23 protein-coding genes are annotated in these 25,515 nt (G+C 64.3%); 10 read left to right on the top strand and 13 right to left on the bottom strand.

Annotated elements, in window-relative coordinates:
- Window positions 1-177: 177 nt before the first annotated feature.
- From ACMGF9_RS16595 to ACMGF9_RS16610, 4 genes are all read left to right on the top strand, one after another.
- A complete protein-coding gene (locus tag ACMGF9_RS16595) occupies window positions 178-1,614 on the top strand; it encodes a PLP-dependent aminotransferase family protein (RefSeq protein ID WP_021503937.1) in 1,437 nt (478 codons plus the stop codon).
- Between the two features lie 78 nt (window positions 1,615-1,692).
- Window positions 1,693-2,580, top strand: a complete 888-nt coding sequence (locus ACMGF9_RS16600) for an oxidoreductase (protein ID WP_240437448.1) — start codon at window positions 1,693-1,695, stop codon at window positions 2,578-2,580.
- A 10-nt stretch (window positions 2,581-2,590) separates the two neighbouring features.
- The gene (locus tag ACMGF9_RS16605) at window positions 2,591-3,616 is read left to right on the top strand and encodes an AraC family transcriptional regulator (protein WP_118892310.1); all 1,026 of its coding nucleotides are present in this window, start codon (window positions 2,591-2,593) and stop codon (window positions 3,614-3,616) included.
- On the top strand, window positions 3,613-4,278 hold the full coding sequence (locus ACMGF9_RS16610) for an epimerase (protein ID WP_118892311.1): 666 nt from the start codon (window positions 3,613-3,615) through the stop codon (window positions 4,276-4,278). The genes ACMGF9_RS16605 and ACMGF9_RS16610 overlap by 4 nt, the downstream gene beginning before the upstream one ends.
- A 9-nt stretch (window positions 4,279-4,287) precedes the next feature.
- Here ACMGF9_RS16610 and ACMGF9_RS16615 read toward each other — a convergent pair whose 3' ends face one another.
- Window positions 4,288-4,710: an NUDIX hydrolase gene (locus tag ACMGF9_RS16615; RefSeq protein WP_044031671.1), complete on the bottom strand. Its 423-nt coding sequence runs from the start codon at window positions 4,708-4,710 to the stop codon at window positions 4,288-4,290.
- Between the two features lie 106 nt (window positions 4,711-4,816).
- Here ACMGF9_RS16615 and sseA point away from each other — a divergent pair, with 106 nt between their 5' ends.
- Window positions 4,817-5,662 (top strand): 3-mercaptopyruvate sulfurtransferase, encoded by an 846-nt coding sequence (gene sseA / locus ACMGF9_RS16620; protein ID WP_015377110.1) that lies wholly within the window; start codon window positions 4,817-4,819, stop codon window positions 5,660-5,662.
- On the opposite strand, the gene ACMGF9_RS16625 is transcribed toward sseA, so the two are convergent.
- Window positions 5,659-6,528, bottom strand: coding sequence for a LysR substrate-binding domain-containing protein (locus ACMGF9_RS16625; protein ID WP_118892312.1), 870 nt, complete (start codon window positions 6,526-6,528; stop codon window positions 5,659-5,661). The genes sseA and ACMGF9_RS16625 overlap by 4 nt on opposite strands.
- A 105-nt stretch (window positions 6,529-6,633) precedes the next feature.
- Here ACMGF9_RS16625 and ACMGF9_RS16630 point away from each other — a divergent pair, with 105 nt between their 5' ends.
- From ACMGF9_RS16630 to ACMGF9_RS16650, 5 genes are all read left to right on the top strand, one after another.
- Window positions 6,634-7,203, top strand: a complete 570-nt coding sequence (locus ACMGF9_RS16630; protein WP_126180900.1) for a DUF4865 family protein — start codon at window positions 6,634-6,636, stop codon at window positions 7,201-7,203.
- A 76-nt stretch (window positions 7,204-7,279) separates the two neighbouring features.
- On the top strand, window positions 7,280-8,515 hold the full coding sequence (locus tag ACMGF9_RS16635) for an FAD-dependent oxidoreductase (RefSeq protein ID WP_118892314.1): 1,236 nt from the start codon (window positions 7,280-7,282) through the stop codon (window positions 8,513-8,515).
- Between the two features lie 68 nt (window positions 8,516-8,583).
- Complete coding sequence (locus ACMGF9_RS16640; protein WP_021503943.1) at window positions 8,584-8,844, top strand: type II toxin-antitoxin system Phd/YefM family antitoxin; 261 nt, start codon at window positions 8,584-8,586, stop codon at window positions 8,842-8,844.
- Window positions 8,804-9,151 (top strand): type II toxin-antitoxin system RelE/ParE family toxin, encoded by a 348-nt coding sequence (locus tag ACMGF9_RS16645; protein WP_015377105.1) that lies wholly within the window; start codon window positions 8,804-8,806, stop codon window positions 9,149-9,151. The genes ACMGF9_RS16640 and ACMGF9_RS16645 overlap by 41 nt, the downstream gene beginning before the upstream one ends.
- A gap of 24 nt (window positions 9,152-9,175) precedes the next feature.
- Window positions 9,176-9,688 (top strand): GNAT family N-acetyltransferase, encoded by a 513-nt coding sequence (locus tag ACMGF9_RS16650; RefSeq protein ID WP_099982641.1) that lies wholly within the window; start codon window positions 9,176-9,178, stop codon window positions 9,686-9,688.
- A gap of 21 nt (window positions 9,689-9,709) precedes the next feature.
- Here ACMGF9_RS16650 and ACMGF9_RS16655 read toward each other — a convergent pair whose 3' ends face one another.
- From ACMGF9_RS16655 to ACMGF9_RS16705, 11 genes are all read right to left on the bottom strand, one after another.
- Window positions 9,710-10,222 carry a DUF2165 family protein gene (locus ACMGF9_RS16655; protein ID WP_414160325.1) on the bottom strand — a complete coding sequence of 171 codons (513 nt, stop codon included), beginning with the start codon at window positions 10,220-10,222 and terminating at the stop codon, window positions 9,710-9,712.
- A gap of 118 nt (window positions 10,223-10,340) precedes the next feature.
- On the bottom strand, window positions 10,341-11,039 hold the full coding sequence (gene urtE, locus ACMGF9_RS16660; protein ID WP_021503947.1) for an urea ABC transporter ATP-binding subunit UrtE: 699 nt from the start codon (window positions 11,037-11,039) through the stop codon (window positions 10,341-10,343).
- A 12-nt stretch (window positions 11,040-11,051) separates the two neighbouring features.
- Window positions 11,052-11,858, bottom strand: a complete 807-nt coding sequence (gene urtD, locus ACMGF9_RS16665) for an urea ABC transporter ATP-binding protein UrtD (protein WP_414160326.1) — start codon at window positions 11,856-11,858, stop codon at window positions 11,052-11,054.
- The gene (gene urtC / locus ACMGF9_RS16670) at window positions 11,855-12,931 is read right to left on the bottom strand and encodes an urea ABC transporter permease subunit UrtC (RefSeq protein WP_015377101.1); all 1,077 of its coding nucleotides are present in this window, start codon (window positions 12,929-12,931) and stop codon (window positions 11,855-11,857) included. The genes urtD and urtC overlap by 4 nt, the downstream gene beginning before the upstream one ends.
- Window positions 12,931-14,511 (bottom strand): urea ABC transporter permease subunit UrtB, encoded by a 1,581-nt coding sequence (urtB, locus tag ACMGF9_RS16675; RefSeq protein WP_118892316.1) that lies wholly within the window; start codon window positions 14,509-14,511, stop codon window positions 12,931-12,933. The genes urtC and urtB overlap by 1 nt, the downstream gene beginning before the upstream one ends.
- Window positions 14,512-14,567: 56 nt before the next feature.
- Complete coding sequence (gene urtA / locus ACMGF9_RS16680) at window positions 14,568-15,836, bottom strand: urea ABC transporter substrate-binding protein (RefSeq protein WP_099982638.1); 1,269 nt, start codon at window positions 15,834-15,836, stop codon at window positions 14,568-14,570.
- Window positions 15,837-15,871: 35 nt separating this feature from the next.
- The gene (locus tag ACMGF9_RS16685; protein ID WP_031299707.1) at window positions 15,872-16,582 is read right to left on the bottom strand and encodes a GntR family transcriptional regulator; all 711 of its coding nucleotides are present in this window, start codon (window positions 16,580-16,582) and stop codon (window positions 15,872-15,874) included.
- A 14-nt stretch (window positions 16,583-16,596) separates the two neighbouring features.
- On the bottom strand, window positions 16,597-20,217 hold the full coding sequence (gene uca / locus ACMGF9_RS16690; RefSeq protein WP_312425448.1) for an urea carboxylase: 3,621 nt from the start codon (window positions 20,215-20,217) through the stop codon (window positions 16,597-16,599).
- Between the two features lie 2 nt (window positions 20,218-20,219).
- Entirely contained in the window at window positions 20,220-22,049 is a 1,830-nt protein-coding gene (gene atzF, locus ACMGF9_RS16695) for an allophanate hydrolase (RefSeq protein ID WP_118892317.1), read from the bottom strand.
- Window positions 22,050-22,272: 223 nt separating this feature from the next.
- Complete coding sequence (locus tag ACMGF9_RS16700) at window positions 22,273-24,840, bottom strand: putative mucin/carbohydrate-binding domain-containing protein (protein WP_193152041.1); 2,568 nt, start codon at window positions 24,838-24,840, stop codon at window positions 22,273-22,275.
- Window positions 24,841-25,017: 177 nt separating this feature from the next.
- Window positions 25,018-25,482, bottom strand: coding sequence for a DUF1456 family protein (locus ACMGF9_RS16705; protein ID WP_004939471.1), 465 nt, complete (start codon window positions 25,480-25,482; stop codon window positions 25,018-25,020).
- Window positions 25,483-25,515 lie beyond the last annotated feature (33 nt).

Raw genomic sequence — 25,515 nt, forward strand, 5'->3', positions numbered from 1 at the left:
TTATCCCCCCTGATGTTTTCGCCTGGTAGTGATGATGCGCGCCAGGCAAAAAACAATACAGATTCACGCTGGCGCTATTTTTTTCATACAGCTGCGCCAAAAAACCCGCTGAATGGTTTATTTTGAACGTATCTGTACCGGTTTTTTTAATCCTTACCCCCGATGAGAGGCCTCTGTATGACACGCTACGCCACGCTGGCCGCCATTCTCAGCCAACGCATTCAGCAAGGGTTGTATCCGGCCGGCCATCGCCTGCCTTCGGTGCGCGCGTTGAGCCAGGAGCACGGCGTCAGCATCAGCACGGTGCAGCAAGCCTACCGGTTGCTCGAGGAACAGCGCCTGGTGGAAGCACGGCCGAAGTCGGGCTACTTCGTGCATACGCGGCGCGCGCAAGCCGAGCTGCCCGCCATGACGGCGCCAGTGCAGCGGCCGGTGGACATTTCGCAATGGGAGCAGGTGCTGGAACTGGTGCGCAGCCGGCCGCGCGAAGGCCTGATCCAGCTGGGGCGCGGCATGCCGGATATCGCCGAACCGACGATGAAGCCGCTGATCGTCGCCCTGCGCAACGCCGCCCGCCACGGCGACCTGCGCAGCCTGTATTACGACAGCATTCAGGGCGTGGCCGCGCTGCGCGAACAGGTCGCCCGTCTGCTGCTGGACTCCGGCTGCCAAATCGGCCCCGATCAGCTGCTGATCACCACCGGTTGTCAGGAAGCAATCTCCGCCGGACTGCGCGCCGTTTGCCAACCCGGCGACATCGTGGCGGTCGATTCGCCCTGCTTCCACGGCACCATGCAGACGCTGAAGGGTCTGGGCATCAAGGCGCTGGAAATCCCCACCGATCCGCTCACCGGCGTCAGCCTGGCCGCGCTGGAGATGGCGCTGGAACAGTGGCCGGTCAAGGCCATCCTGCTGACGCCCAACTGCAATAATCCGCTGGGCTACATCATGCCCGACGCCCACAAACAGCGGCTGCTGACGCTGGCGCAGCGTCACGACGCGGCGATCATCGAAGACGATGTCTACGGCGACATCGCCTATCACTACCCGCGGCCGCGCACCATCAAGTCATTCGACGACGACGGCCGCGTGCTGCTGTGCAGCTCGTTTTCCAAAACGCTGGCGCCGGGGCTGCGCGTGGGCTGGATCGCGCCCGGCCGCTACCTGGAACGGGTGCTGCACATGAAGTTCATCGGCTCCGGCGCCACCGCCACCCAGCCGCAGCTGGCGATCGCCGAATTTATCCGCGGCGGGCATTACCTGCAGCACCTGCGGCGCATGCGCGCACGCTACCAGCAGAACCGCGACCGCATGACCGATCTTATCCTGAAACACTTCCCGGCCGGCACCCGCGTCAGCCGGCCGCGCGGCGGTTTTATGCTGTGGATCGAACTGGACGAAGCGTTCGACACCCTGCGGCTGAACCGCCATCTTGAACAGCAAGGCGTACAAATCGCCGTCGGCAGCATCTTTTCCGCCGCCGGCAAGTACCGCAACTGCCTGCGCATCAACTATGCGCCGACGCTGACGACAGAGATCGAGCTGGCAGTGCAGAAGGTCGGCGCCACCATCCAGCGGCTGATGCCGGCCGACAGTTTGGCGCAATCGGATTAAATCTTGACGCGATCGGATTATCGCTGCGCTGCCCGTCGCTCTAAAGTGGCATCACACCCACTCGCAATCAGGAAGGTCATGATGTCTCAGTCACAGGTATGGTTAATCACCGGCAGTTCCCGCGGCCTGGGCCAACAGCTGGCGCAGGCGGTGTTGGCCGCCGGGCACCGTCTGGTCGCCACTGCCCGTCAGCCGCAACAGCTGCAGCCGCTGGTGGAACGCTACGGCGATCGGGTCGCCACGATCGCGCTCGACGTCACCGACACCGCCGCCGCCGAACGCGCGGTGCGCACGGCGATTGAACGCTTCGGTCGGCTGGACGTGCTGGTCAACAACGCCGGCTACGGCAATATCGCACCGGTGGAGGAAGCCGATGAAACCGATTTTCGCGCGCAGCTCGAAACCAACTTCTTCGGCGTGTTCAACGTCACCCGCGCGGCGCTGCCGATATTACGCCTGCAGGGCAGCGGCCATATCATCCAGATCGCCACCATCGGCGCTCGCCTCGGCATTGCCGGCCTCAGCGCCTACCATACCGCCAAGTGGGCGGTCGAAGGGTTCTCCGAATCATTGGCCAAAGAGATGGCTCCCTTCGGCGTCAAGGTGACGATGGTCGAACCCGGCGGCTTCCGCACCGACTGGGCCGGTTCTTCAATGACCATTGCGCCGATCGGCGAAGCCTATCAGCCGACGCTGGGGCCAATGCTGGCCTTCCTGCAGCAGCATAACGGCAGCCAAACCGGCGATCCGGCCAAGGCGGCGCAGGCGATCCTGCAGCTGGCGGCGCTGGAAGCCCCTCCGCTACGCCTGCTGCTCGGCAGCGACGCGGTGCATATGGCGGCGCAGGTGTTGGCAGAACGCCAGGCGGAGGACGCCGCGTTTCGCACTCTCAGCCTGAGCACCGACCACGACGACAGCTCGCCGGATCACGCCGCGATGGCGGCGGTGGTGACGGGAAAACCCTAAGGAGCCCGCATTGAGCAGCGATCAAATTCCGGTTTCCGGCGCACTGGCGGTACACCTGGCGGCGCAGGGCGTCGATATCGAGCAGCTCGGCCGATTGGCCGGGTTGCCCGCCGGGCTGTTCGGCGAACGGCGCGACAAGATTAAACTCACTACGCAACAGTTCTTCTCTCTTTGGCGCAGTCTGCCGCAGTTGAACGACGATCCCGCCTTCGGCCTGCGCCTGGGCGGCGAGGCGGCGCCGGAACACTATGACATTGCGTTGGTCGCCGCGTTGCATTCCGCCACGCTGGGCGAAGCGTTGCAAAAGGTGGCGCGCTATAAACGACTGGTTTGCCCGGAAGAGCTGATGCTGGAAGAAGACGGCGACAGCATCCGCTTGCATACGCGCTGGATCATGAGCGAGGGCCACGCGCCGGCGCTGCTGATCGACGCCATGTTCGCCGCCATCACGGCCCTGTGTCGGCGCGGCACCGGCTTGCCCCTGCAGCCGCAGGCGATCGAATTGACCCGGCGGCCGGACGCCGCCTCGCCGCTGGCGCGCTATTTCGGCTGCCCGGTGACATTCAACGCCCCGCAGGACGTGCTGGTGTTTGACCGCGCGCTGATAGACCAACCGTTCATCACTTACAATCAGGACATGCTGGCCGTATTGCTGCCGGGGCTGGAGGCGGAACTGGCCAAATCGCAGCCGGCGCACGATCTGCCCACGCAGGTGATGGCGATCCTCAGCCGCAGCATGCGCGGCCAGCGCCCCAGCGTCAACAGCGTGGCCGCTGAACTCTATCTCAGCCCGCGCACGCTGCAGCGCCGCTTGCAACAGCACGGCTACAGCTACCAGCAATTGTTGGACAAAACCCGCCACCGCACCGCCTGCCGGCTGTTGGCGGAAACCGACCTTGAACCGGGCGAAATCGCCTTTGTGCTGGGATTCGAAGAGCTGAATTCGTTCAGCCGCGCCTTTATTCAGTGGGAAACGCTGACGCCCAGCCGCTGGCGCACGCAGCGCGCCGCCGGCCAGTGGGAGAACAGAGCATGAAAGTGATTATTTTCGGCGCCAGCGGCATGGTGGGCCAGGGCGCGCTGCGGGAATGCCTGCACGATCCGCGCGTCAGCGAAGTGCTCAGCATCGGCCGAAGCCCGTTGGCCCAGAGCCACGCCAAACTGCGCCAGCTTTCTGTACCCGATCTGCGTGATCTGTCGGCGCTGGAGCCGCAGTTCGCCGGCTACGACGCCTGCTTCTTCTGCCTGGGGATTTCGTCCTCCGGCCTGAGTGAAGCTGAATATCGCGCGGTGACTTACGATCTGACGCTGGCCGCCGCCCGCCCGTTGGCGACGCTGAATCCGTCGATGGTCTTCGTCTACGTCTCCGGCCTCGGCACCGACAGCAGCGAACGCGGCCGCAGCATGTGGGCCAGGGTCAAGGGCGCCACCGAAAACGCGCTGCTGGCGCTGCCGTTCCACGCGGTAATGTTCCGTCCCGGCGCCATTGTGCCGCTGCACGGCATTCGCTCCAAAACCCGCCTCTACGATCTGGCCTATCGGCTGTTCAAGCCGCTGTGGCTCGGCGCATTGCGGCTGTTTCCCGCCCGGGTAAGCAGCACCGAACGAATCGGGCGGGCGATGCTGGCGGTGGCGCGACGGGAAAGCGCGCTGCGCATCATCGAACCGGCGCAGATCAACCGGCTGGCGGCATCCTGAACAACGGGGTTAACCGCCCTGCCGCCAATACTCCGCCACCCGGCGGCGCAGGTGTTCGATACCCTGCGGATGGTGAATAAACTGCTCCACCGGCATCATCCGCCAACGCTGCCCCTCGTCGCCGAAACGTATGGCGGCGATCTGCGCCGGAGTGATCATCCCGGCCATGAACCAGGTCGGCGGATAGCCGGGCAAAATGCCGTCGTAGCGCCGCCGCCAGACAACCTGACGTTCGGCGATCGCCACGCCGAACTCTTCCTGCGTCTCCCGCTGCACGCACTGCAGCGGCGTTTCGCCGTACTCCCGCCCGCCGCCGGGCAGATCCCACAGGCCGGGCCACGGAATGCCCGGTTTATCGTCCCGTTGGTAAACCAGCAGGAAACCATCGCACAGCAGCGCGATCTTGGCCCCGCCAAACGCCTCGTCCGTCATGATTTTTCCGCTCCCTGCCCATTGCCTTTGACTGAACATCATACTTCATCCCCGCGCGGCCTGGTGTATAGTGAAAATCCGTTTTCACAACAGGCGAACAATAACGATGAACTCTCCGTTTCTGGTGACCCCTCAATGGCTTGCGCAACATATCAACGATGAAAATCTGGTGGTGATCGACGTCCGGATGTCGCCGGTGGGGCTAACGCCGAAAAAGGACATGCTTGCCGAGTTCGAACGCGGCCATATCCCCGGCGCGGTCTATTTCGACATCGACGAAGTGGCGGACAAAAACACCGCGCTGCCGCACATGCTGCCGACGGCGGCGGAGTTTGGCGCGGCGGTGGGCAAGCTGGGCATCAGCGAGCGCGATACCCTGGTGATTTACGATGAGGGTAACCAGTTCTCCGCGCCGCGCGGCTGGTGGACCTTCCGCAATTTCGGCGCCCAGCATGTTTACGTACTGGACGAAGGGCTGAACGGCTGGACAGCGCAGGGCCAGGCGCTGGCCACCGGCCCGGCGCAGCCTGAACCGCAGGCGTTCAACGCCCGGTTCAACGCCGACGCGGTGGTGGATATGCGGCAAGTGGAACAGGCGTTAGGCACGCCGGTGCAAATTCTCGACGCGCGCGCCGCGCCGCGCTTTTATGCCGAAGCGCCGGAGCCGCGCCCCGGCCTGCACCGCGGCCACATTCCCGGCAGCATCAACATTCCGTACGGCGAGCTGCTGGAAAACGGCCGCTTCAAATCGCTGGAGGCGCTGCGCCAAACCTTCAGCGACAAGGGCGTGGATATCAACGGCCCGATCATCACCAGCTGCGGCTCCGGCGTGACGGCGGCGGTGCTGGCGTTCGGCCTGCTGTCGCTCGGCGCCCCGCAGGTCAAACTGTATGACGGCGCCTGGAGCGAATGGGGCCAGCTGAGCGGCAAACAGCCCATCGCCAAAGATTAGGTTTCGATCCGCTCGACCACGATCTGCGCCAGCCGCTGCACGGCCGCCGAGGGCTGATCCTCGGCGCGGTGCAGCACCACGCCGAGCTGGCCGAGAACGGGCAGCAGTTCGGGCGCCAACGGTGACAGGCCGGGCGGCAAACCCGCCGCCGTGCGCACCGTGACGCCCAACCCGGCGCTCACCGCCGCCCAAACGCCGTTCAGGCTGCGGCTGGTAAAGGCGATGCGCCAGGGAATGCCGGCGCGATCCAACGCCTGCGTCGCCGCGCTGCGCATCAGACAGGGTGCGTCGAACATCACCAACGGCAAGGGTTCGTCCCCTTCTCGCCACGGCGCCAGCGCGAAGCCGGGCGACGCGATCCAGTGCAACTGCCGCTGCCCCAGCGCCTGATGAAACGGCGTGCTCAAACCGCCGTCCCACGCCAGCGACAGATCCAGCTGGCCTTTCAGCACCCAGTCGATCAGCTCGGCATTGCGGGCGATGCGCGCCTCGATGCGCACCTTCGGATTGGCGCGCGCGAAGCTGCCCAACACCTGCGGCAGAAACGTCTCGCCGAAATCTTCCTGCAGCCCCAGCCGCACCGTGCCCTGCAGATCCAACCCGCGCACCGCGGCGGCGGCTTCGTCATTGAGCTCCAGCAGGCGGCGCGCGTAACCGAGCAGGGTTTCCCCCGCCTCGGTCATCACCATGCCGCGTCCGGCCTTGCGCAGGATCGGCGCGCTGACCTGCTGCTCCAGCTTTTTCAGGTGAGCGCTGACCGCCGACGTCGAACGCCCCAGCCGTTCCGCCGCCTTGGCGAAGCTGCCCAGCTCGACGCCGGTGACGAAGCTGCGCAAATCCTCGAGATCGAACGTGATTCGCCCCATGCTGACCATCCTGATTTTCTGAACCATCAATCAAAATAATACCGATTTTACTGATAAAGATGGCGTGTCACGCTCTCCCGGTCAATGTCTTTGCGGAGAATCCTTATGCTCGCGATGCAATACCGTTTCACCCTGCCCGCCGATTACGACATGGCGATCGTCCGCCGCCGCATCGCCGATTTCGGCCATCGGCTCGACGCCTGCCCGCAGCTGATCGTCAAAGCCTATCTGTACGCGCAGCGCAGCGAAGGCAGCGCCGAAAATCTCTACGCTCCCTTCTACCTGTGGAACAGCAGCGCCGGCATGAACGATTTCCTGACCGGCGAAGGTTTCAGAGGCCTCAGCCAGGCGTTCGGCTGGCCGCGCGTCAATCATTGGCTGCCGTGGCTGACGCATTTCGATCGCCCTCATCTGGCCGAGGCCGCCTGGGCAACCTGTCAGGAACAGGCCATCATCCCCTACAGCGATCTCCCTGCGCTGCGTCGGCAACAGCAGGCGGCGCCCGGCGCGCTGGCCTCCATCGTGGCGTTCGACCCCGCCGAGTGGCGGTTAGTGCGGCTGGATTTATGGCGTGAACCGCCGCAGGCACGGCCGCAAAACGGCCAGCTGTTCCGCGTCGGCCATCTGTCCGCCCCCTTTGACCACACTGCGCCGCGGGTTGACAGTCAAACTTGATATTGATAATCATTATCAACATTAAACATTCACTTGCGGCTCGCGGGATGCGGGCCGCTCTCCGGGGTCAACCGTCATGTCGTCATCACCAATCACACCTTACGCCACCACCTGCTGCATCGTGGGAGGCGGCCCCGCCGGGCTGATGCTCGGCTATCTGCTGGCGCGGGCGGGGATCGACGTGACGGTGCTGGAGAAGCACGCCGATTTCCTGCGCGATTTTCGCGGTGACACCATTCACCCGTCGACGCTGGAAGTCATGCATCAGCTGGGTCTGCTCGACGAACTGCTGACGCTGCCGCATCAGCGCGCGGAATCTCTGCACGCCGAAGTCGCCGGCCGCGACATCAAACTGGCGGATTTCAGCCGCCTACCGACGCGCTGCAAATTTATCGCCTTTATGCCGCAGTGGGAGTTCCTCAACTTTTTGGCCCAGCAGACCGCCGCCTTCCCCAACTTCAGGCTGCTGACCTCAACGCAGGTTCATGAGCTGCTGTACGACCGCGGCCAGGTGTGCGGCGTGCTGGCCGATACGCCGGAAGGCCCGATCCGCGTGCGCAGCCAGTTGGTGGTCGGCACCGACGGCCGCAACTCGGTGGTGCGCGAACAGGCGGCGCTCAGCAGCCGATCCTTCGGCGCGCCGCGCGACGTCTTGTGGATGAAGCTCAGCAAGCAGCCGGGCGATCCGGCCTGGTCGATGGGCCACACCGGGCCGAAACAGAACTTCATCATGATCGATCGCGGCGACTACTGGCAGTGCGGTTACTCGATCGATAAAGGCAGCTTCGACGCGATCCGCCGCAGCGGGCTGGAGAAATTTTTACTGCACCTCGCCGAGGTGGCGCCGTTCCAGGACGATCGCCTGCAGGAGATCGTCGAGTGGGATCAGGTCAAACTGCTGAGCATTCGCATTGATCGTCTGGATCGCTGGGCCAAACCGGGGGTGCTGTGCATCGGCGACGCCGCGCACGCCATGTCGCCGATCGGCGGCGTGGGCGTCAACCTGGCGATTCAGGACGCGGTGGCCGCCGCCAACGCCCTGATCCCGCCGCTGCGCCAGCATCGGCTGCAGCTGAAGCATCTGCTGAGCGTGCAGCGCCGGCGCGAATTCCCCACTCGCGCCATCCAGTTTTTGCAGATCAAAATGAGTCAGCGTAAGCCGGGTCAGCGCCGCGCCGCCGGCGGCTCGCGCCTGATCGCCCGCGTCGGCAACAGCCGCTGGCTGCCGCGCCTGTTCGGCCGCATCATCGGCCTGGGTTTTCGCCGCGAAACGCCGCGGCATCTGTCCAACGAAACCTGCCCGCCGGAATAACATTGGTGATTTTTTCATCGCGCCGTATAATGATTGAATCGAACGATTTAATTAACTGGAGCGATTAAATGTACGCACTCACCGCGAACGAGGCCAAAACCCAATTCGGCGATTTGCTGCTCAAGGCGCAGCGTGAACCGGTGCAAATCAATCGCAACGGCAAACCGGTCGCCGTCGTCATGTCAGTAGAAGATTACCAGACGCTGGAAGATCTCAAATTACGCGCGCTGCAGCAAAAAATCGCGCAGGCTACCGCCGAGGAAGACGCCGGTAAGGCGGTAGACGGCGATGCCTTCTTCAACCGTCTGCTCACCGATGAAACCGACTGAGATGCCCGCGTTTCGCCTCACCCCGCAGGCGCAACAAGATCTGCTGGCTATTCGCCATTTCACCGTCGAGCACTGGGGCCAAGCGCAATCTCGCCGCTATCTTGAGCAGTTGAGAGAGGTCATGCATCATCTGGCGGATATGCCGGAAGCGGGTAAGGCCCACTTTCACGATCTGGGCGAAGAGATACGCAGTTTTCCTTACGCCAGCCATAGGATCTATTACCGCAGCCGCCCTGCCGGCATCACCGTTCTTGCCATTCTGCATCAGGCGATGGTGCCCCACCGGCATCTGGAACAACGGCTGTAATTCTTCTTACTCAAAGGGGCACAGATGTTCACCGTCCGTCAGGCATTGGTAGAAGATTTAACCCAGGTGCGCGATATCGGCATCAGCACCTATCGTTCGCACTTCGGTGAGCTGTGGCACTACCCGCACGAGCTGGAGGCCTTTCTGGCCGAGGATTTTTCCGTCTCCGCGCTGGAACGGACGCTGCGCCAGCCGGACGTGTGCTGGCTGTTGGCCTATGAGAATGATGCCCTGGTCGGCTATGCGCGGGTGAACTTCGACAGCCTGCTGGCACCAACCGAACAAATCGGCGCAGAGCTGCAGAAAATCTATTTCCTGCCGGGCCATGCCGGCAACGGCTTTGGCCAGCACCTGTTCGAACAGGTGCAGCAGCGGGCTATCGACCGTCGGCAAAAAACGCTGTGGCTGGAGGTGCTGCAACGCAACACCCGCGCCCAACGTTTTTATCAGCGCCAGGGATTGAGCATGTGTGGCGAGACCTGCTACACCAGCGCCCAGGGCTCGATAGGCATCTGGTATATGAGCAAGGCGCTGTAACCGCGCCCCACTCCGCCTTCGTTAACGCGGCTCCCGCTGCAGCATCAGGAACAGCAAGGCAAACGCATTGGGCGCCAGATAGATCAGCGCCCCCAGCTGCACCGCCAACGGATCCTTCTTGGCCTGCCAGGCCATAAACCAGTCGCCGGCGACCACCATAAAGCCGACGCCCCACACCGCGATCGCGCAAAGCGCCCCCAACATCGCCCAGGCTTTGCCCTTGGCGAAGGCGGCGTAAGGGCCTTTCAATCGCCCGATCATCAGCGCCACGCCCGCCGCCGCGAATAGGCCGGCCAGCGTTTCCAGCGCGGTGATGACCGCCAACCCCAACATGCAGGCCCAGTCGGCGCTGATCGCGCGCCACATCAGCCCCGGCGTTTGATAAGTATCCTGCATGGCGAGCAGCGGCCCCACCGCATTGCGCGCGGTGCCGGCGAAATCCGCCGTATTGTTCAACAGACTGAACAACCCCCACAGGGCCGGAAACAGGGACAGGACGATGCAACCGAGGCGTGACACAGTGATTTCATTCATGATGATGTTAGCTATCCATGGCAAGGGATTAATAAAGAACGCCTTTTAGATTAATCCATAACATCAGCAAGGAAAAACAACGGCACGACTTTCAGACATGCGGCTCCCATTTTTTCGTTCAAATCGCCACCAGCGCGCGTACGCCGTCCTGTTCCATATTGCTGCCGGCGCCGCGCTGCACGATGCTGCCGCGCGACATCACCAGATAGCTGTCCGCCAGATCGGCGGCGAAGTCATAGAACTGCTCCACCAGCAGGATCGCCATATCGCCGCGCGCCGCCAGCTGTTTGACCACTGCGCCGATCTCCTTGATCACCGAAGGCTGGATCCCTTCCGTCGGTTCGTCGAGAATCAACAGCTGCGGCCGGCAGGCCAGCGCCCGGCCGATCGCCAGCTGCTGTTGCTGCCCGCCGGAGAGATCGCCGCCGCGCCGATCCTTCATCTGCCGCAGCACCGGAAACAGGTCATAGATCGGATCCGGCACCGCGCGCGCGTCGGCGCCGGAAAAGCGCGCCAGCCCCATCAGCAGATTTTCCTCCACCGTCAGACGCGGGAAGATTTCCCGCCCCTGCGGCACATAGGCGATGCCCGCCTGCACCCGCTGATGCGGCTTTTTACCGGTGATGGCTTCGCCCTGCCAACGGACGCTGCCGCTGCGCGCCGGGATCAGCCCCATCAGGCATTTCAGCAACGTGGTCTTGCCCACGCCGTTGCGCCCCAGCAGGCAGGTCACCTCGCCGATGCGCGCCTCGAACGACAGGCCGCGCAAAATGTGGCTGCCGCCGTAAAACTGATTCAATTCCTCTACCTGCAGCATGATTACGCCTCCTCAGCGCCCCAGATATACCTCAATCACCCGTTCATCGGCCTGCACCTGCGCCAGCGATCCTTCCGCCAGCACCTGTCCCTGATGCAGCACCGTCACGCGATCGGCAATGGTTTCCACAAACCCCATGTCGTGCTCCACCACCATCAGCGAATGCTTGCCCGCCAGCTCGCGGAACAGTTCGGCGGTATAGTCGGTTTCGGCGTCGGTCATGCCGGCCGCCGGCTCGTCGAGCAGCAGCAGGTGCGGTTCCTGCACCAGCAGCATGCCGATCTCGAGAAACTGTTTCTGCCCGTGGGACAGCAGCCCGGCGGGCCGGTGGCGCTCATGCCCCAGCCGCAGGGTCTTCAGCATCTCGTCGATGCGGTCGCGCTGCTCGCTGCTCAGGCGAGCGCGCAGGCAGGCCCACACCGACTTGCGGGTTTTCTGGGCGATCTCCAGATTTTCGAACACCGTCAGCGCCTCGAACACCGTCGGTTTTTGAAACTTGCGGCCAATGCCGGCGTGGGCGATCTGCATCGGCGCCAGCCGAGTCAGATCGACGGTCTGGTCGTAAAACACCCTGCCGCTGTCCGGCCGGGTCTTGCCGGTGATCACATCCATCAGCGTGGTCTTGCCGGCGCCGTTGGGGCCGATCACGCAGCGCAGTTCGCCGACGCCAATGCACAACGACAGATCGGTCAGCGCGCGAAAACCGTCGAAGCTGACGTTGACGTTGTCGAGCTGCAGCACCGGATCGGTTTGCTGCCGGTATTTGTCCGCCGGCAGCGGATGGGTAAACAGTTCGTCGGTCACTTGCATCGCCTTCATAAGCTTTTCCTCCGCCGCAGCAGGCCGATCACCCCTTTCGGGAGAAACAGCGTGACGACGATAAACATCAGGCCGAGGAAGAACTGCCAGTATTCGGGAATGGCCATGGTGAACCAGCTCTTGGCGCCGTTGACGATGCCGGCGCCGAGCAGCGGCCCCACCAGCGTGCCGCGCCCGCCGAGGGCTACCCAAATGGCGGCCTCGATCGAGTTGGTCGGCGACATTTCGCCGGGGTTGATGATGCCGACCTGCGGCACATAGAGCGCGCCGGCCAGCCCGCACAGCACCGCCGACAGCGTCCAGACGAACAGCTTGAAGCCCTTCGGATCGTAGCCGCAGAAGGTCAGGCGGTTTTCCGCATCGCGCACCGCGGTCAGCACCCGGCCGAACTTGCTGCGCGCCAGGGCAAAGCCGATGGCCAGGCTGGCGGCCAGCAGCAGCACCGTCGCCAGAAACAGCGCCACCCGCGTGCCGGCGGCGGTGATGGGAAAGCCGAGCAGCGTGGTGAAACCGGTAAAGCCGTTATTGCCGCCGAAGCCGGTTTCGTTGCGAAAGAACAGCAGCATGCCGGCATAGGTCAGCGCCTGGGTCATGATCGAGAAATACACCCCTTTGATTTTCGAGCGAAAGGCGAAGTAGCCGAACAGGAAGGCCAGCAGGCCCGGCACCAGCACGATCAGGCACAGCGCCCAGGCGAAATGCTGGGTGCCGCTCCAGAACCACGGCAGCTCATTCCAGGAGAGGAACGCCATAAATGCCGGCAGCCCGTCGCCCGCCGCCTGCCGCATCAGGTACATGCCCATGGCGTAGCCGCCGAGCGCGAAGAATAGCCCGTGGCCGAGCGACAGCAGCCCGGCATAGCCCCACACCAGATCGAGCGCCACCGCCACCACCGCGTAGCACAGGATCTTGCCCGCCAGCGTCAGGGTATAGGTGGACACCGCCAGCGGATGATCCGCCGGCAACAGCGTCAAGAACGGCATCACCAACAGCGCCAGCAACGCCAGCGCGCCGATGCTCAACGCCAGCCGGGGCGCTTTCTGCACGCCGGTTACGGTCAATGGTTGGCTCATCAGTCAATCACCCTGCCCTTGAGGGCGAACAGCCCCTGCGGACGCTTTTGAATAAACAGAACGATCAGCACCAGGATCAGGATCTTGCCCAACACGGCGCCGATCTGCGGTTCGAGGATCTTATTGACGATGCCGAGGCCGAAAGCCGCCGCCACCGTCCCCGCCAGTTGGCCGACGCCGCCGAGCACCACCACCAGGAACGAATCGATGATGTAACCTTGCCCCAGCTCCGGCCCGACGTTGCCCAACTGCGACAGCGCCACCCCGCCGAGCCCGGCGATGCCGGAACCCAGCCCGAAGGCCAGCATGTCCACCCGCCCGGTGGGCACGCCGCAGCAGGCGGCCATCGCGCGGTTTTGCGTCACCGCGCGCACGTTCATGCCGAGCCGGGTCTTGTTCAGCAACAGCCAGGTCAACGCCAGCACCAGCAGCACGAACGCGATCACCGCGATGCGGTTCCACGGCAACACCAGGTTCGGCAACAGCTGCACGCCGCCCGACAGCCACGCCGGGTTGGCGACCTCGACGTTCTGCGCGCCGAACAGCACCCGCACCAGCTGGATCAGCACCAGACTGATGCCCCAGGTGGCCAGCAGGGTTTCCAGCGGCCGGCCGTACAGGTGGCGGATCACCGTGCGTTCCAGCGCCATGCCGATCCCGGCGGTGATGGCGAACGCCACCGGCAGCGCCGCCAGCGGATAGAGCGCCAGCCACTGCGGCGCAAACTGTTGAAACAGCCCCTGCACCAGATAGGCCGAATAGGCGCCGAGCATCAGCATTTCGCCATGCGCCATATTGATGACGCCGAGCAGGCCGTAGGTGATCGCCAGACCAAGCGCCGCCAGCAGCAGGATCGAACCGAGCGACAGGCCGCTGAACGCCTGGCCGAGCAGATCGCCGATCATCAGGCGATGCTGCACGCGCTGCAGGCTGCGCTGCGCCTCGGCGCGCACCGCGGCGTCCGGCTCATTGGCCGCGTCGGTCAAGGCTTGCAGCCGCGCGCGGGTTTCCGGCTCGCCCGATTCCCCCAGCAGCCGCACTGCATTGAAGCGCACCTGCGGGCTGGCGTCGGTCAATTGCAGGTTCGCCAGCGCAATGCTCAGCGCGTCGCGTACCTGCGGGTCTTTCTCCTGCCCCAGCCGCCGGGTCAACAGCGGCAACTGTTCGCCCTGCGCCTCGCGCTGCAGCGCGGTCGCCGCCTGCAGCCGCACCGCCGCATCCGCGCTGACCAGCCGCTGCGCCGACAACGCGTTGGCGATCAGAATGCGCAGCCGGTTGTTCAGCCACACCTTCTTCGGTTCACCAACCGGGGCCGCCTCACCTTCAAGCGGCAAATAGCGATCGCCCTGGCGGATAAAGGCGCGTTTCGCCCCGTCGATCGCCACGGTTTCCTGCTGCAGCCCCTGCAGCAACGGCAGGCGCGCGGCGTCCGGCTCGGCCGCCCACGCCTGCAGCAGTTTGGCCTGCTGCGCGCGAGTGGCCGCCGCGAACTCATCGGCCGGCCCGGCCTGCGCCAGCAGGGGCCAGGCGCACAATAGCCACAGCCCGGCGCGCAGAGAGGATAAAAACGGAGATTGCATCAGCTGCCTCTTCTGTTGGGCCGGCGCGCGTCGAGCCGCGCCGGCGCTGAGTGACGTTACTTGCCGCCTTTCACCGGGTAATCCGGCTTTTTGTCGTTGCCGGCGATATACGGACTCCACGGCTGCGCGCGCACCGGCGCCTCGGTCTGCCACACCACGTTGAACTGGCCGTTGCCCTCGATCTCGCCGATCATCACCGGCTTGTGCAGGTGGTGGTTGGTCTTGTCCATGGTCAGCGTGAAGCCCGACGGCGCGGCGAAGGTTTGCCCGGCCATCGCCGCGCGCACCTTATCGACGTCGGTGGTGCCGGCCTTTTCCACCGCCTGCGCCCACATGTGCAGGCCGACGTAAGTGGCTTCCATCGGATCGTTGGTCACCGCAGTGGCGTAATTCGGCAGGTTGTGCGCCTTGGCGTAGGCTTTCCACTGGCTGACAAACTGTTTGTTGGTCGGGTTATCCAGCGATTCGAAGTAGTTCCAGGCCGCCAGGTTGCCCACCAGCGGTTTGGTGTCGATGCCGCGCAGCTCTTCCTCGCCGACCGAGAAGGCGATCACCGGCACGTCGGTGGCCTTGACGCCCTGGTTGGCGAGTTCTTTGTAGAACGGCACGTTGGAATCGCCGTTGATGGTGGAGATCACCGCGGTGTTGCCGCCGGCGGCGAACTTCTTGATGTTGGCGACGATGGTCTGGTAATCGCTGTAGCCGAACGGCGTATAGACCTCTTCGATATCCTTGTCCTGCACGCCTTTGCTGTGCAGGAAGGCGCGTAGGATCTTGTTGGTGGTGCGCGGATAGACGTAATCGGTGCCCAACAGGAAGAAGCGCTTGGCGCCGCCGCCGTCCTCGCTCAGCAGGTATTCCACCGCCGGGATCGCCTGCTGGTTCGGCGCCGCACCGGTGTAGAACACATTTGGCGACATCTCTTCACCTTCGTATTGCACCGGATAGAACAGCAGTCCGTTCAGCTCCTCAAACACCGGCAGCACCGACTTGCGCGACACCGAAGTCCAGCAGCCGAACACCGCCGCCACTTTGTCCTGGCTCAGCAGCTGGCGCGCCTTTTCGGCGAACAGCGGCCAATTGGAGGCCGGATCCACCACCACCGGCTCCAGCTTTTTGCCGAGCACCCCGCCTTTGGCGTTGATCTCGTCGATGGTCATCAGCGCCACATCCTTCAGCGGCGTCTCGGAAATCGCCATGGTGCCGGAGAGCGAACTCAGAATACCGACCTTGATGGTGTCGGCGGCCTGCGCGCTCCAGGCCAGGCCCAGGCCGATCGCGGCGGCGGACAGCGCAAAAGCTTTGATAAAACGACGACGTTGCATAGTTCAAACTCCTGATGTGTGTGAAATCAAAATCGTTACGCCGAGCGCACAGGCTGCTGAGCCCGCGCCTGGTGCAACATGTGCAGCGTTATTTTTCGTACCTCTGCCTTGCTGACGGCGATATGCTCGCCGAGCAGCGTTTGCGCCGCCCCGCTTTGCCGCTGCAGGATCGCCTGCAAAATGGCGGCGTGTTCGCGGTAGGTGGCGTCCACCCGCGCCTGCTGGGTGAAATCCAGCCGGCGAATGATGCGGATTTTTTCGGTCAGTTCGCGGTGAATGCGCGCCATTTCGCCGTTGCCCGCCGCGGCCACTAACGCCTGATGAAACTGCTCATCGTGCTGCGACACCGCCTTGCCGTCCGCCAGGCGCGGCGCTTCGGCCCAAAAACGGCTCAGCGCCGCCAGCGCACCTGGCGTTTCCCCGGCCGGGCGTTCGCACAGCCGTTTCACCGCCTCTTGTTCCAGCACGATGCGCAGGTCGTACAGCTCTTCGAAGTAGGCGAAATCGAACGGCCGCACCTGCCAGCCGCTGCGAAACAGCACCTCGACATAGCCTTCGCGCTCCAGCCGAAACAGCGCCTGGCGCACCGGCGTGCGGCTGGCCGCCATGCGCTGCGCCACCTCGCTTTCGCTGAAGCGATCGCCCGGCAGCAGGCGAAACTCGAAAATGTCGGCCTTGAGCTGCAGATAAATGCGCTCCGCCAGCCCCTCCGGGCGCGCCTTGTGCTCTCCGTTGGTGATTTGCATCATCGCTTCTCCGTTCAGACCGCCTTTTCCAGCCACAGCAGGGCGTCGCCCGGCCCGACCGGCCGCCCCTGCCGGCAGCTGATGCGCTTAACGATCCCGGCGCGCGGCGCGGTGACCGCCAGCTCCATTTTCATCGCCTCGACCACGATCAGCGGCTGCCCGGCCGCCACCGCCTGCCCCGGTTCCACCAAGATCTTCCACACGCTGCCGTTCAGATCGGCGCTGACCAGATCGCCGTCGATGGCGTCTTCTTCCTCCGGCGGCAACAGCTGCGCCTCGGCCTCGTCGTCATCGCTGCGCCAGCGCGCCACTTCGGCGCTGAACGCCTGCTGCTGGCGATGCTGGAAGTCGGCGATCGCCCCGGCGTTGTCGGCCAGGAAACGGGTGTAGGCGGCGAAGTCGAACTCGCTCTCGTCGATGCGCACCTGCATGCGCCCTTCGCGGAACGCTTCGCGCTGCTCGTCCAACTCTTGCTCGCTGACCGGGTAGAAGCGCACCTGATCGAAAAAGCGCAGCAGCCAGGGCTCACCGGCGGTGAACTGCGGGTTTTTGAGGAATTTGTTCCAGATCGGCAGCGTGCGCCCCACCAGCTGGTAACCGCCCGGCGAGTCCATGCCGTAGATGCACATGTACATGCCGCCGATGCCGACCGTCCCTTCGGCGGTATGGGTGCGCGCCGGGTTGTATTTGGAGCTCAGCAGGCGATGGCGCGGATCGAGCGGCACCGCGCAGGGCGCGCCGAGGTACACGTCCCCCAGCCCGAGGATCAGGTAGCTGGCGTCGAACAGAATGTCGCGCACCTGCTCGCGTCGGCTCAGGCCGTTGATGCGCTGAATGAAATCGACGTTGTTCGGCAGCCAGGGCGCCGAGGCGCGCACCGTCTGCTGATAGCGATCCACCGCCCCCAGCGTGGCCGAATCCTCGAACGCCATCGGCAGCCACACGGTGCGCGTCGGCACCTTCAGGCGGCTGACGTCCCCCAGCGCCCGTTCGCGCGCCAGCAGGCGCTGCAGCAGGTCGGCCTGGCTAATCTGCCGGCTGTCGTAGCGGATCTGCAGCGAACGCACGCCCGGAGACAGCTCCGCCACGCCCGGTATCGCCTCCTCACGCAGCGACTGCATCAGCAGATGAATGCGCAGGCGCAGCGCCAGATCGAGCACGTTGTCGCCGTACTCCATCAGGATGTAGCCGTCCCCCGCCTGGCGATACGCCACCGCCGGGCGCCCCTCCGCCGCCGGCAGCGCTGCCAGCACCGCGGCGGAAACGGTCTCCGCCGGGGCCAGATCCGGCGGCGGCAGGGTGATGGCCTTCACCGCCGCCAGCGCTTCGATGCTGCCGAGCTGCGCCTGCTCCAGCGACTGCGCCTGCCGGAAGCCGATCGGATGGAAACGGATGCGGTCGCCCGGCTTCACCTGCCCCACTTTCCACAGTTCGGCCTTGGCAATGGTCACCGGGCAGACGAAGCCGCCGAGGCTCGGCCCATCGCGGGTCAGGATCACCGGGAAGTCGCCGGTGAAGTTGATCGCGCCGATGGCGTACTCGCAGTCGTGCACGTTGGAAGGGTGCAAACCGGCTTCGCCGCCGTCCTCCCGCGCCCACTCGGGCTTCGGCCCCGCCAGGCGCACGCCGAGGCGGTTGGAGTTGTAATGCACCTGCCAGTCGGTGGCGAAGAAGGCCTCTATCGATTCGGCGGTGAAAAAGTCCGGCGCGCCGTGCGGCCCGTACAGCACGCCGATGTGCCATTGATCGCCGTAGTGCGGGATCAGGCTGTCGTCCATCGCCTGCGGCGCGGCGATCGGCGCCGGCGTGGTGCTGGCCGCCAGCGCCGGTTGGGCGATCGCCAGCATGTCCGCCACGCGCAAGGTGCGCCCGGCGTGGCCGCCGAACTGCCCGAGCGCGAAGGTAGAGCGGCTGCCGAGATATACCGGCACGTCGAAGCCGTTACGCACCGCCAGATAGGTACGGCAGCCGTGCGTAGCGCGCCCCAGCGTCAGCACCTGCCCTGCCCGCACCGTAATCGGCCGCCAATACGCAACCGCCTCGCCGTCCAGATCGGCCGGGCAGCTGGCGCCCGTCAGCGCGATGGTGGCGTCGCAGTGAAAGCGCAGCGTCGGCCCCTGCAGGGTAAACTCCAGCCCGGCCGCCGCCGGATGGTTGCCGACGATGCGGTTGGCCAGCCGAAACGCGAAGTCGTCCATCGGGCCGGACGGCGGCACGCCGATGTCCCAATAGCCGAGGCGGCCGGGATAATCCTGCACGCTGCTGTAGGTGCCGGGTTGCAGCACTTCGAGGCAGTGCGGCTGGAAACGCAAATCGTCCAGCAGGCGCGTCCAGACGTCGCCGCGCTGAAATTGCGGCGTGGCGATCACCTGCCGCAGATAGTCGAGGTTGGTGGCGATGCCGTGCAAACGGGTCGCCGCCAGCGCCACGCGCAGTTTTTCCAGCGCCTGCGCCCGATCGGCGCCGTGCACGATCAGCTTGGCGATCATCGGGTCGTAAAACGCCGAAACTTCGCTGCCGGTCGCCACCCAGCCGTCGAGGCGCACGTCGTCAGGGAAATGCACCTCGGTCAGCACGCCGGGGCTGGGCTGGAAGTTTTTCAGCGGATCTTCGGCATAGAGGCGCACCTCGATCGCCGCGCCCTGCGGTGCGCGGCGCAACGCCGCCCAATCCAGCGCGTCACCCGCCGCCACCTGCAGCATGCATGCGATCAGATCCAGGCCGGTGACCATCTCGGTAACCGGGTGCTCTACCTGTAAGCGGGTGTTCACTTCCAGGAAATAAAACTCGTCGCGCGCGGCGTCGTAAATGAACTCCACCGTGCCGGCGCTGCGGTAATTCACCGACTCGCCCAGCGCCACCGCCGCCCGATGCAGCGCCTGGCGGGTCGCCGCCGGCAGATGCGGCGCCGGGGTTTCCTCCACCACCTTTTGGTTGCGGCGCTGCAGTGAACAGTCGCGCTCGCCGAGCGCCGCCACCTGCCCCTGGCCATCGCCGAAAATCTGCACCTCGACGTGGCGCGCCCGATCGACGAAGCGTTCGATAAAGGCGCCGGCGTCGCGGAAGAACTGCTCCCCCAGCCGTTTGACGCTGTCGTAGGCGTCGCGCAGCGCCGCCTCGTCGTCACAGCGCGTCAGGCCGATGCCGCCACCGCCGGCGGTGCTTTTCAGCATCACCGGGTAGCCGATGCGCGCGGCGGCGGCGACCGCCTGCTCAACGCTCTCCAGCAAGCCGGTACCCGGCGTCATCGGCACCCCGGCCAACGCCGCCAGCTCGCGCGCCCGGTGCTTGAGGCCGAACTCGCGCATCTGCGCCGCCGTCGGGCCGATAAAGGCAATGCCCGCCGCCTCGCAGGCGTCGGCAAACTCGGCGCTCTCGGACAAAAAGCCGTATCCGGGGTAGATCGCCTGCGCGCCGGTGGCCGCCGCGGCCGCGAGGATCTTGTCGATGCGCAGGTAACTGTCGGCGGCCTTGTCGCCGCCGAGCGCCACCGCCCTGTCGGCCTCGGTGACGTGCGGCGCATTGCGGTCGGCGTCGGAATAGACCGCCACGCTGGTGACGCCCAGGCGTTTCAGGGTGCGAATGGCGCGGCAGGCAATTTCGCCGCGGTTAGCGATCAGTACGGTAGTAAACATGTTCATGCCCCCTTAACGCTGGCGAGATAGTCGCGCCAGCCGCCAAACTCAGTGATATCCGTGGCGCCTTCCAGCGCCCAGGCTTCGCAGATAAACCCCTTCACCCGCCGGCCGTCCGCCAGCAGCAGCGTGCCGATGCCCAATGGCGCCGGGATTTCCGCCACAAACTCGCCGAAACGGGCCAGCGGGATGTCCCACAGCTCTACGCGGATCGCCGCCCCCTGCGCCGCGCGCGCCAGCCCCGGCTTCGGCGGATCGGTATCGGCCAGCGCGTAGAGGCGATAACAGGGGGCGGTGACGGTTTGCTCTACCCACACCGCGTCGCGCTGCGTCAGCTGGGCGTTGAGCGGCATGCCGCTAAGGTGAGCGCCTACTACCGCCAGACGCACGTGTCCCGAAGACGGGGCCGGCGCCGGCTGCGGCGGCAATGCCCGGCCGATAGCGCCGAGCGGCAAGGCGCTTTGCCGTTGCCAGCGCAGGCCAAACGCCGCCAGCGCCCGGTCATGCCAGGCGGGCGCAATCAGGGTGATGCCCGCCGGCAGACCGTCTTCGCGCAGCGGTCCCGGCAGCGCCAGCGCGCTCAGATCGGCCAGGTTGGTGAAATTGGTGTAAGTGCCGAACTGCGAATTGAACAGCACCGGTTCCTGCGCCATCTCCGCCAGGGTGCGGATAGTGGGCGCGGTCGGCACCACCAGCGCGTCGAACGGCGCCAGCCGCTGGGCGATCTGCCGCGCCAGCTCGGCGCGCAGGTATTCCGCCTTGTAGGCGTCGCAGGCGCTGTAGCCGAGGCCGTTACCAACGATGCCGCGCACCACCGGATCGATAGCCTGCGGGTTCGCTTCCAGCACCTGCTCAATGGCTACCGTGCGCTCCGCTACCCAGGGGCCGTAATACAGCTGTTCCGCCAGAGTGCGAAACGGCGCGAAATCGAGGGGTTCCAGCGTGGCGCCGCCCGCCTGCAGCTGCGCCAGCGCTCGGTGAAACGCCCGCTCGGCCTGCACGTCGCCGAAAAACTCCAGCTGGGCGGGAACGGCGAAACGCGGCGCGGCGGGGATATCCGCCGGCGCGGTATGCGGATCGGCGCGGGAATACGGATCTGCCGCGTCAAAGCCGCTCGCCAGCTCCGCCACCTGCGCGGCATCGGCCACCGTCAGCGCGAAGATCGAAACGGTGTCGTTCAACCGGCAGGCCGGCACCACGCCGCGATTGGACAACCGCCCTTTGGTCGGCTTCAGCCCGACGATGTTGTTGAACCCGGCGGGCACGCGCCCCGAACCGGCGGTATCGGTGCCCAGCGCGAACGGCACCAGGCCGCGCGCCACCACCGAAGCGGAGCCGGAACTGGAACCGCCGCTGACGTAGCGGCTGTCGAAGCTGTTGACCACCGCGCCATAAGGTGAGCGGGTGCCCACCAACCCGGTAGCGAACTGGTCGAGGTTGGTTTTACCGAGGGCGATCGCCCCGGCGGCGCGCAGGTGGGCGACCACGGTGGCGTCCGCCGCGGCCTGATAGGTGAACGCCGGGCAGGCGGCGCTGGTCGGCCAGCCGCCGACGTCGATATTGTCTTTGATGGCAAAGGGCACGCCGAACAGCGGCAGGCGGCTGAGATCGCCGGCGACCGCTTCGAGCCTCTGCGCCAGCTGCCGATACTGCTGCTCGCGCTGCGCCGACGTGGCGAGATACAGCCAGGCGTTATCGTCCGGGTTCAGGCCGGCGACCAGCGTTTCGATCGTCGCACTGACGCAGGCAAGGCGCTCGCCCGCCGGACGGGTTTGATAATGGTGCTGCCATTCACTGAGGGTAAAACCGCACGCTTCAACAGGTTCGCTCATCGGCTGAATTCCATCTGGTACACAAGATGGGATCCAACAGAGCAACCGTCGTGCCAATTTTTAATCTCATGATTTCAATAAATTATAATTAAAACTTATGACAGCGGCGGCAAACGGGCTGCACCAGCGGTGCGCAGCGGAAGAACAAAAAGAGTGCAATGGCGGGATGACGCAGAGGAAAAACCGGGGCGGCGACACTCGCCGCCCCGCAGGCCGATGGGGATCAGTCGTTGATGCGTTTCAAACCGACCGGCGTAATGCAGTAGGTCTGTTGCTTGCCCTTCTCCGTCAGCCGCAGGTGCTGCATTTCGTTGACGATCGCCAAGCGGTTGTCCGGCTCTTCATGCCGCAGTTGAATCACTTCACCGCCGTAACCCGACAGCGGCAACACCCAGGTTTTGGCCGGTTGATTCTGGCTGCCGATGACGTCGTAACTGAGCAAGACATTGCCGTCCGCATCCGTCACGCTGAGGAAGGCGTAGCTGTCGGCAAAGTAGTGGTGAGCAATCCCCGCCGCCAGCGTGACAGTAACGGTTTTCTTCACCAGATCGATGGCGCCGGTCAGGAACTGGCGATCGCCGATCCCTTTGGCAGCCACGGTAAACGCATTGCCGACGTTGGCACCCGGCGGCGTATTGTCGGCCGGCAGGCAATCCCGATAGGTCGCCAACAGTGACTCGCGCTGCGGCTCGGCAAAGGCGCCGATCGCCAGATAAATATCATCTTTGAACGACGATGATGGCGCATAGTAAGCCGGCAGCAGATGGCGCAAACGCTGCGCCGCCTGTTCCAGGCGCGCCAGCAGCGCTTGTTCAGGATCGCCGGACAGCGCCGGGTTTTTCAGCCCGCTTTTTTCGATACGCAGCACGTTGGTTTTGTTTTTATTATCGATAACCCCGGTCGCCGCCGGATTCAGGCGCACCCGACTCGGCTCCACATGGTAAATCTCGATGTCATCGCCCTCGGCAAACGGCAGCTCGTCATGACTTAAGGTAGCCTGAGTGCCCTGAATCTCCTTGCTGAAGCGCACCGCGCCCTGCCGATCGCGCAGCGTCACCCGTGCATAGGTTTCACCCGGGAAGTAGGCGTGCGGCGTGGTGCTGGTCACGTCAACCACCACCGCTCCTTTGGCGCGATCGACGACCACGGTGGCAAAGACCGCATCGCTCAGGCCCAACAGATTGATCTCCTGAGAAACGATCGGCGAAGCGGCTTTGCGCTCAAAGCGAAGCGTCACCGCGTTTTTCCCCTGTTTCACCGTCAGGTATTCCGCCGTCGGCCGATATTTACGATCTTTACCGGTCGGCAACCGCAAGGTATACACGCCGACCGGCAGCGCGGTCAGCGCCAAGGTCGGCGTGTCGATACGGACTTTGTGGGCATAGCGCGCCCCTTCCATCAGGATCAGGTCTTCACCGTAGATCTGCGCAAAGTCATCGATATCCAGACTCAGGGTGACGTCGCCTTTCAGCCCGCTGGCCTTGAGCTGGCAGGAATCGACCAGCCGCAGCGAGGAATCCAGTTTCAGCTGCGCCTGCACCGCCGGCAGACTCTGCGCGTCCACCAGTTGATACAGCGGATACACCGCCTTGGCGTGGCTGAACGCGTTGCGATCGCGCTGCGCTTGGGTGATCACGCCGCCGGTCAGCTCGACGAACGGCGTCACGTCGATCTGCTCACCGGCCGCGGCGAAGCTTGCCGACAGCAGATCCAGCAAGGCATGTTCCGACGGCACGAAGCCCGGCGTGTTGCAGCTTTGACGATATTGCTGATTAAAGTGCGTGAAGGCGTTCTTGCCTGCCTTGTCGACCATCAGCATCGCGAAGAACAGCTTGGAGCGCAGATCCCACTGGTTGAGCGGCGTGCCCTGAGCGATCAGATCGATGATTTTCTTCTCGACGCCGGCCGCGTTGCCGTAGTTATACAGCCACCCCTCCTGGTATTTGCGTTCCCCCAGCATCACGTCCTGATAGCAAGCGGCATAAATATTGTTCCACATCTCACCGGTGGAGAAATATTTGTCGCCCATAAAGTGCCCCTGATAGCCGTGCGCGATCTCATGCAGGCTGCCCCAGTTGCTGTCTTTCGGCGTCAGCCAGAAGCTGCTGACCGAGTTGCTGGTTTCCGCCGTCCAGCGGCCGCCGTAATACGCGGCGCCGGCGCCATGCTTATCGGCCTTCATAAAGTAGCGGTTGCGAATATTGCGATCGGATTCGTGTTCAGCCTCGAACGAGACGCCGGTCAGCGCATTGTAGAAAGTGAAAATGCGATCGTAGTAGGCGATCAGCCCGTCGATGTTTTTCGCGTCGCCCAGCGACTTCAGCGCCGGTTTACTGATTTTCGGCACCAGCAACACTGCGTACTCCGCATCGACCAGGGCAAACTCGGCGTCCCGATCGTCCCAGCGGGCAAAGAACGCGGCTTCGTTTTCGCCACGGCGATAAACCGGCAGCGCTTTCGCCGTGTCCGGGTACTCGAACTCCAGCACCGGCTCGCCCTGCCCATACGGCGTATCGATGAACGGCACCGAGACGGCATTGACCTGGGCCTCGACCCAGCTCGCGCCAACGCTGCATTCCGCCTCCGTTTTGCTGTCGTCATTCAGCAAGCGCAGCGTGAGCTTGCCGGTAAACGCCGCGTTGGTCTGGCGCACTCGCAGCACCTGCCCGGCGGCGAGAATGATGCCCAGGTGCTGGCGATCGTGATCGATGCCTTTGCTCATGCCTGCCGCATCCAGCCAGACAGGCCGGGTCAACGTGTAAAGTGATTGGGTTTTCGTGATGGTTGGCATCCTGCTTTCCTCATGGTTTGGGTGATTGAATTGACCATGAAAAAGTAACCGGATAGGCGGCACGCCCTCCATCGATGACGGATGGCTGAGGGCCAGTACAACAACGGCGGGCGGGAGAAAGATAATAAAAAAGGCGCAACCTTGCGATTGCGCCTGATGTTCGATGAACGCTGCGCGTTACTCGCCGCGAACGCGCTGCGCCAGCCCTTTGAGGAAGTAGCGCAGCATCTGATCGCCGCACGGGCGGTAGTTCTTGGTGCCCTCTTTGCGGAACAGCGCGCTCAGCTCCGGCTTGGAGATGCGGAAATCCACCGCGGTGAAAATCTGGTGCATGTCGGTGTCTTTCAGCTCGAACGCCACGCGCAGCTTTTTCAGCACCAGGTTGTTGGTGATTGGCAGCTCAACCGCCGGCGCCGGGAACTTGTCGTCCTTGCCGCGTTTGAAGAACACCAGGCCGTTGAGGAAGTGCGCCATCACTTCGTCCGGGCACTTCTCGTAGCCCGGCTCGCCTTCTTTGATCACGTAAGCGTCCATCGCCGACACCGCCACCTCGAAATCGTCCAGTTTGATAATCTCGACCATTTTGGCGTTGTTAATGCTCAGCATATAGCGCACGCTGCGCAGCACGTCGTTGTTCATCATGGGATTGCATTGCCTTATTTGTCTAACGGGGAC

The sequence above is a fragment of the Serratia sp. BNK-23 genome (assembly GCF_047456145.1).
Classification (GTDB): domain Bacteria; phylum Pseudomonadota; class Gammaproteobacteria; order Enterobacterales; family Enterobacteriaceae; genus Serratia; species Serratia nematodiphila.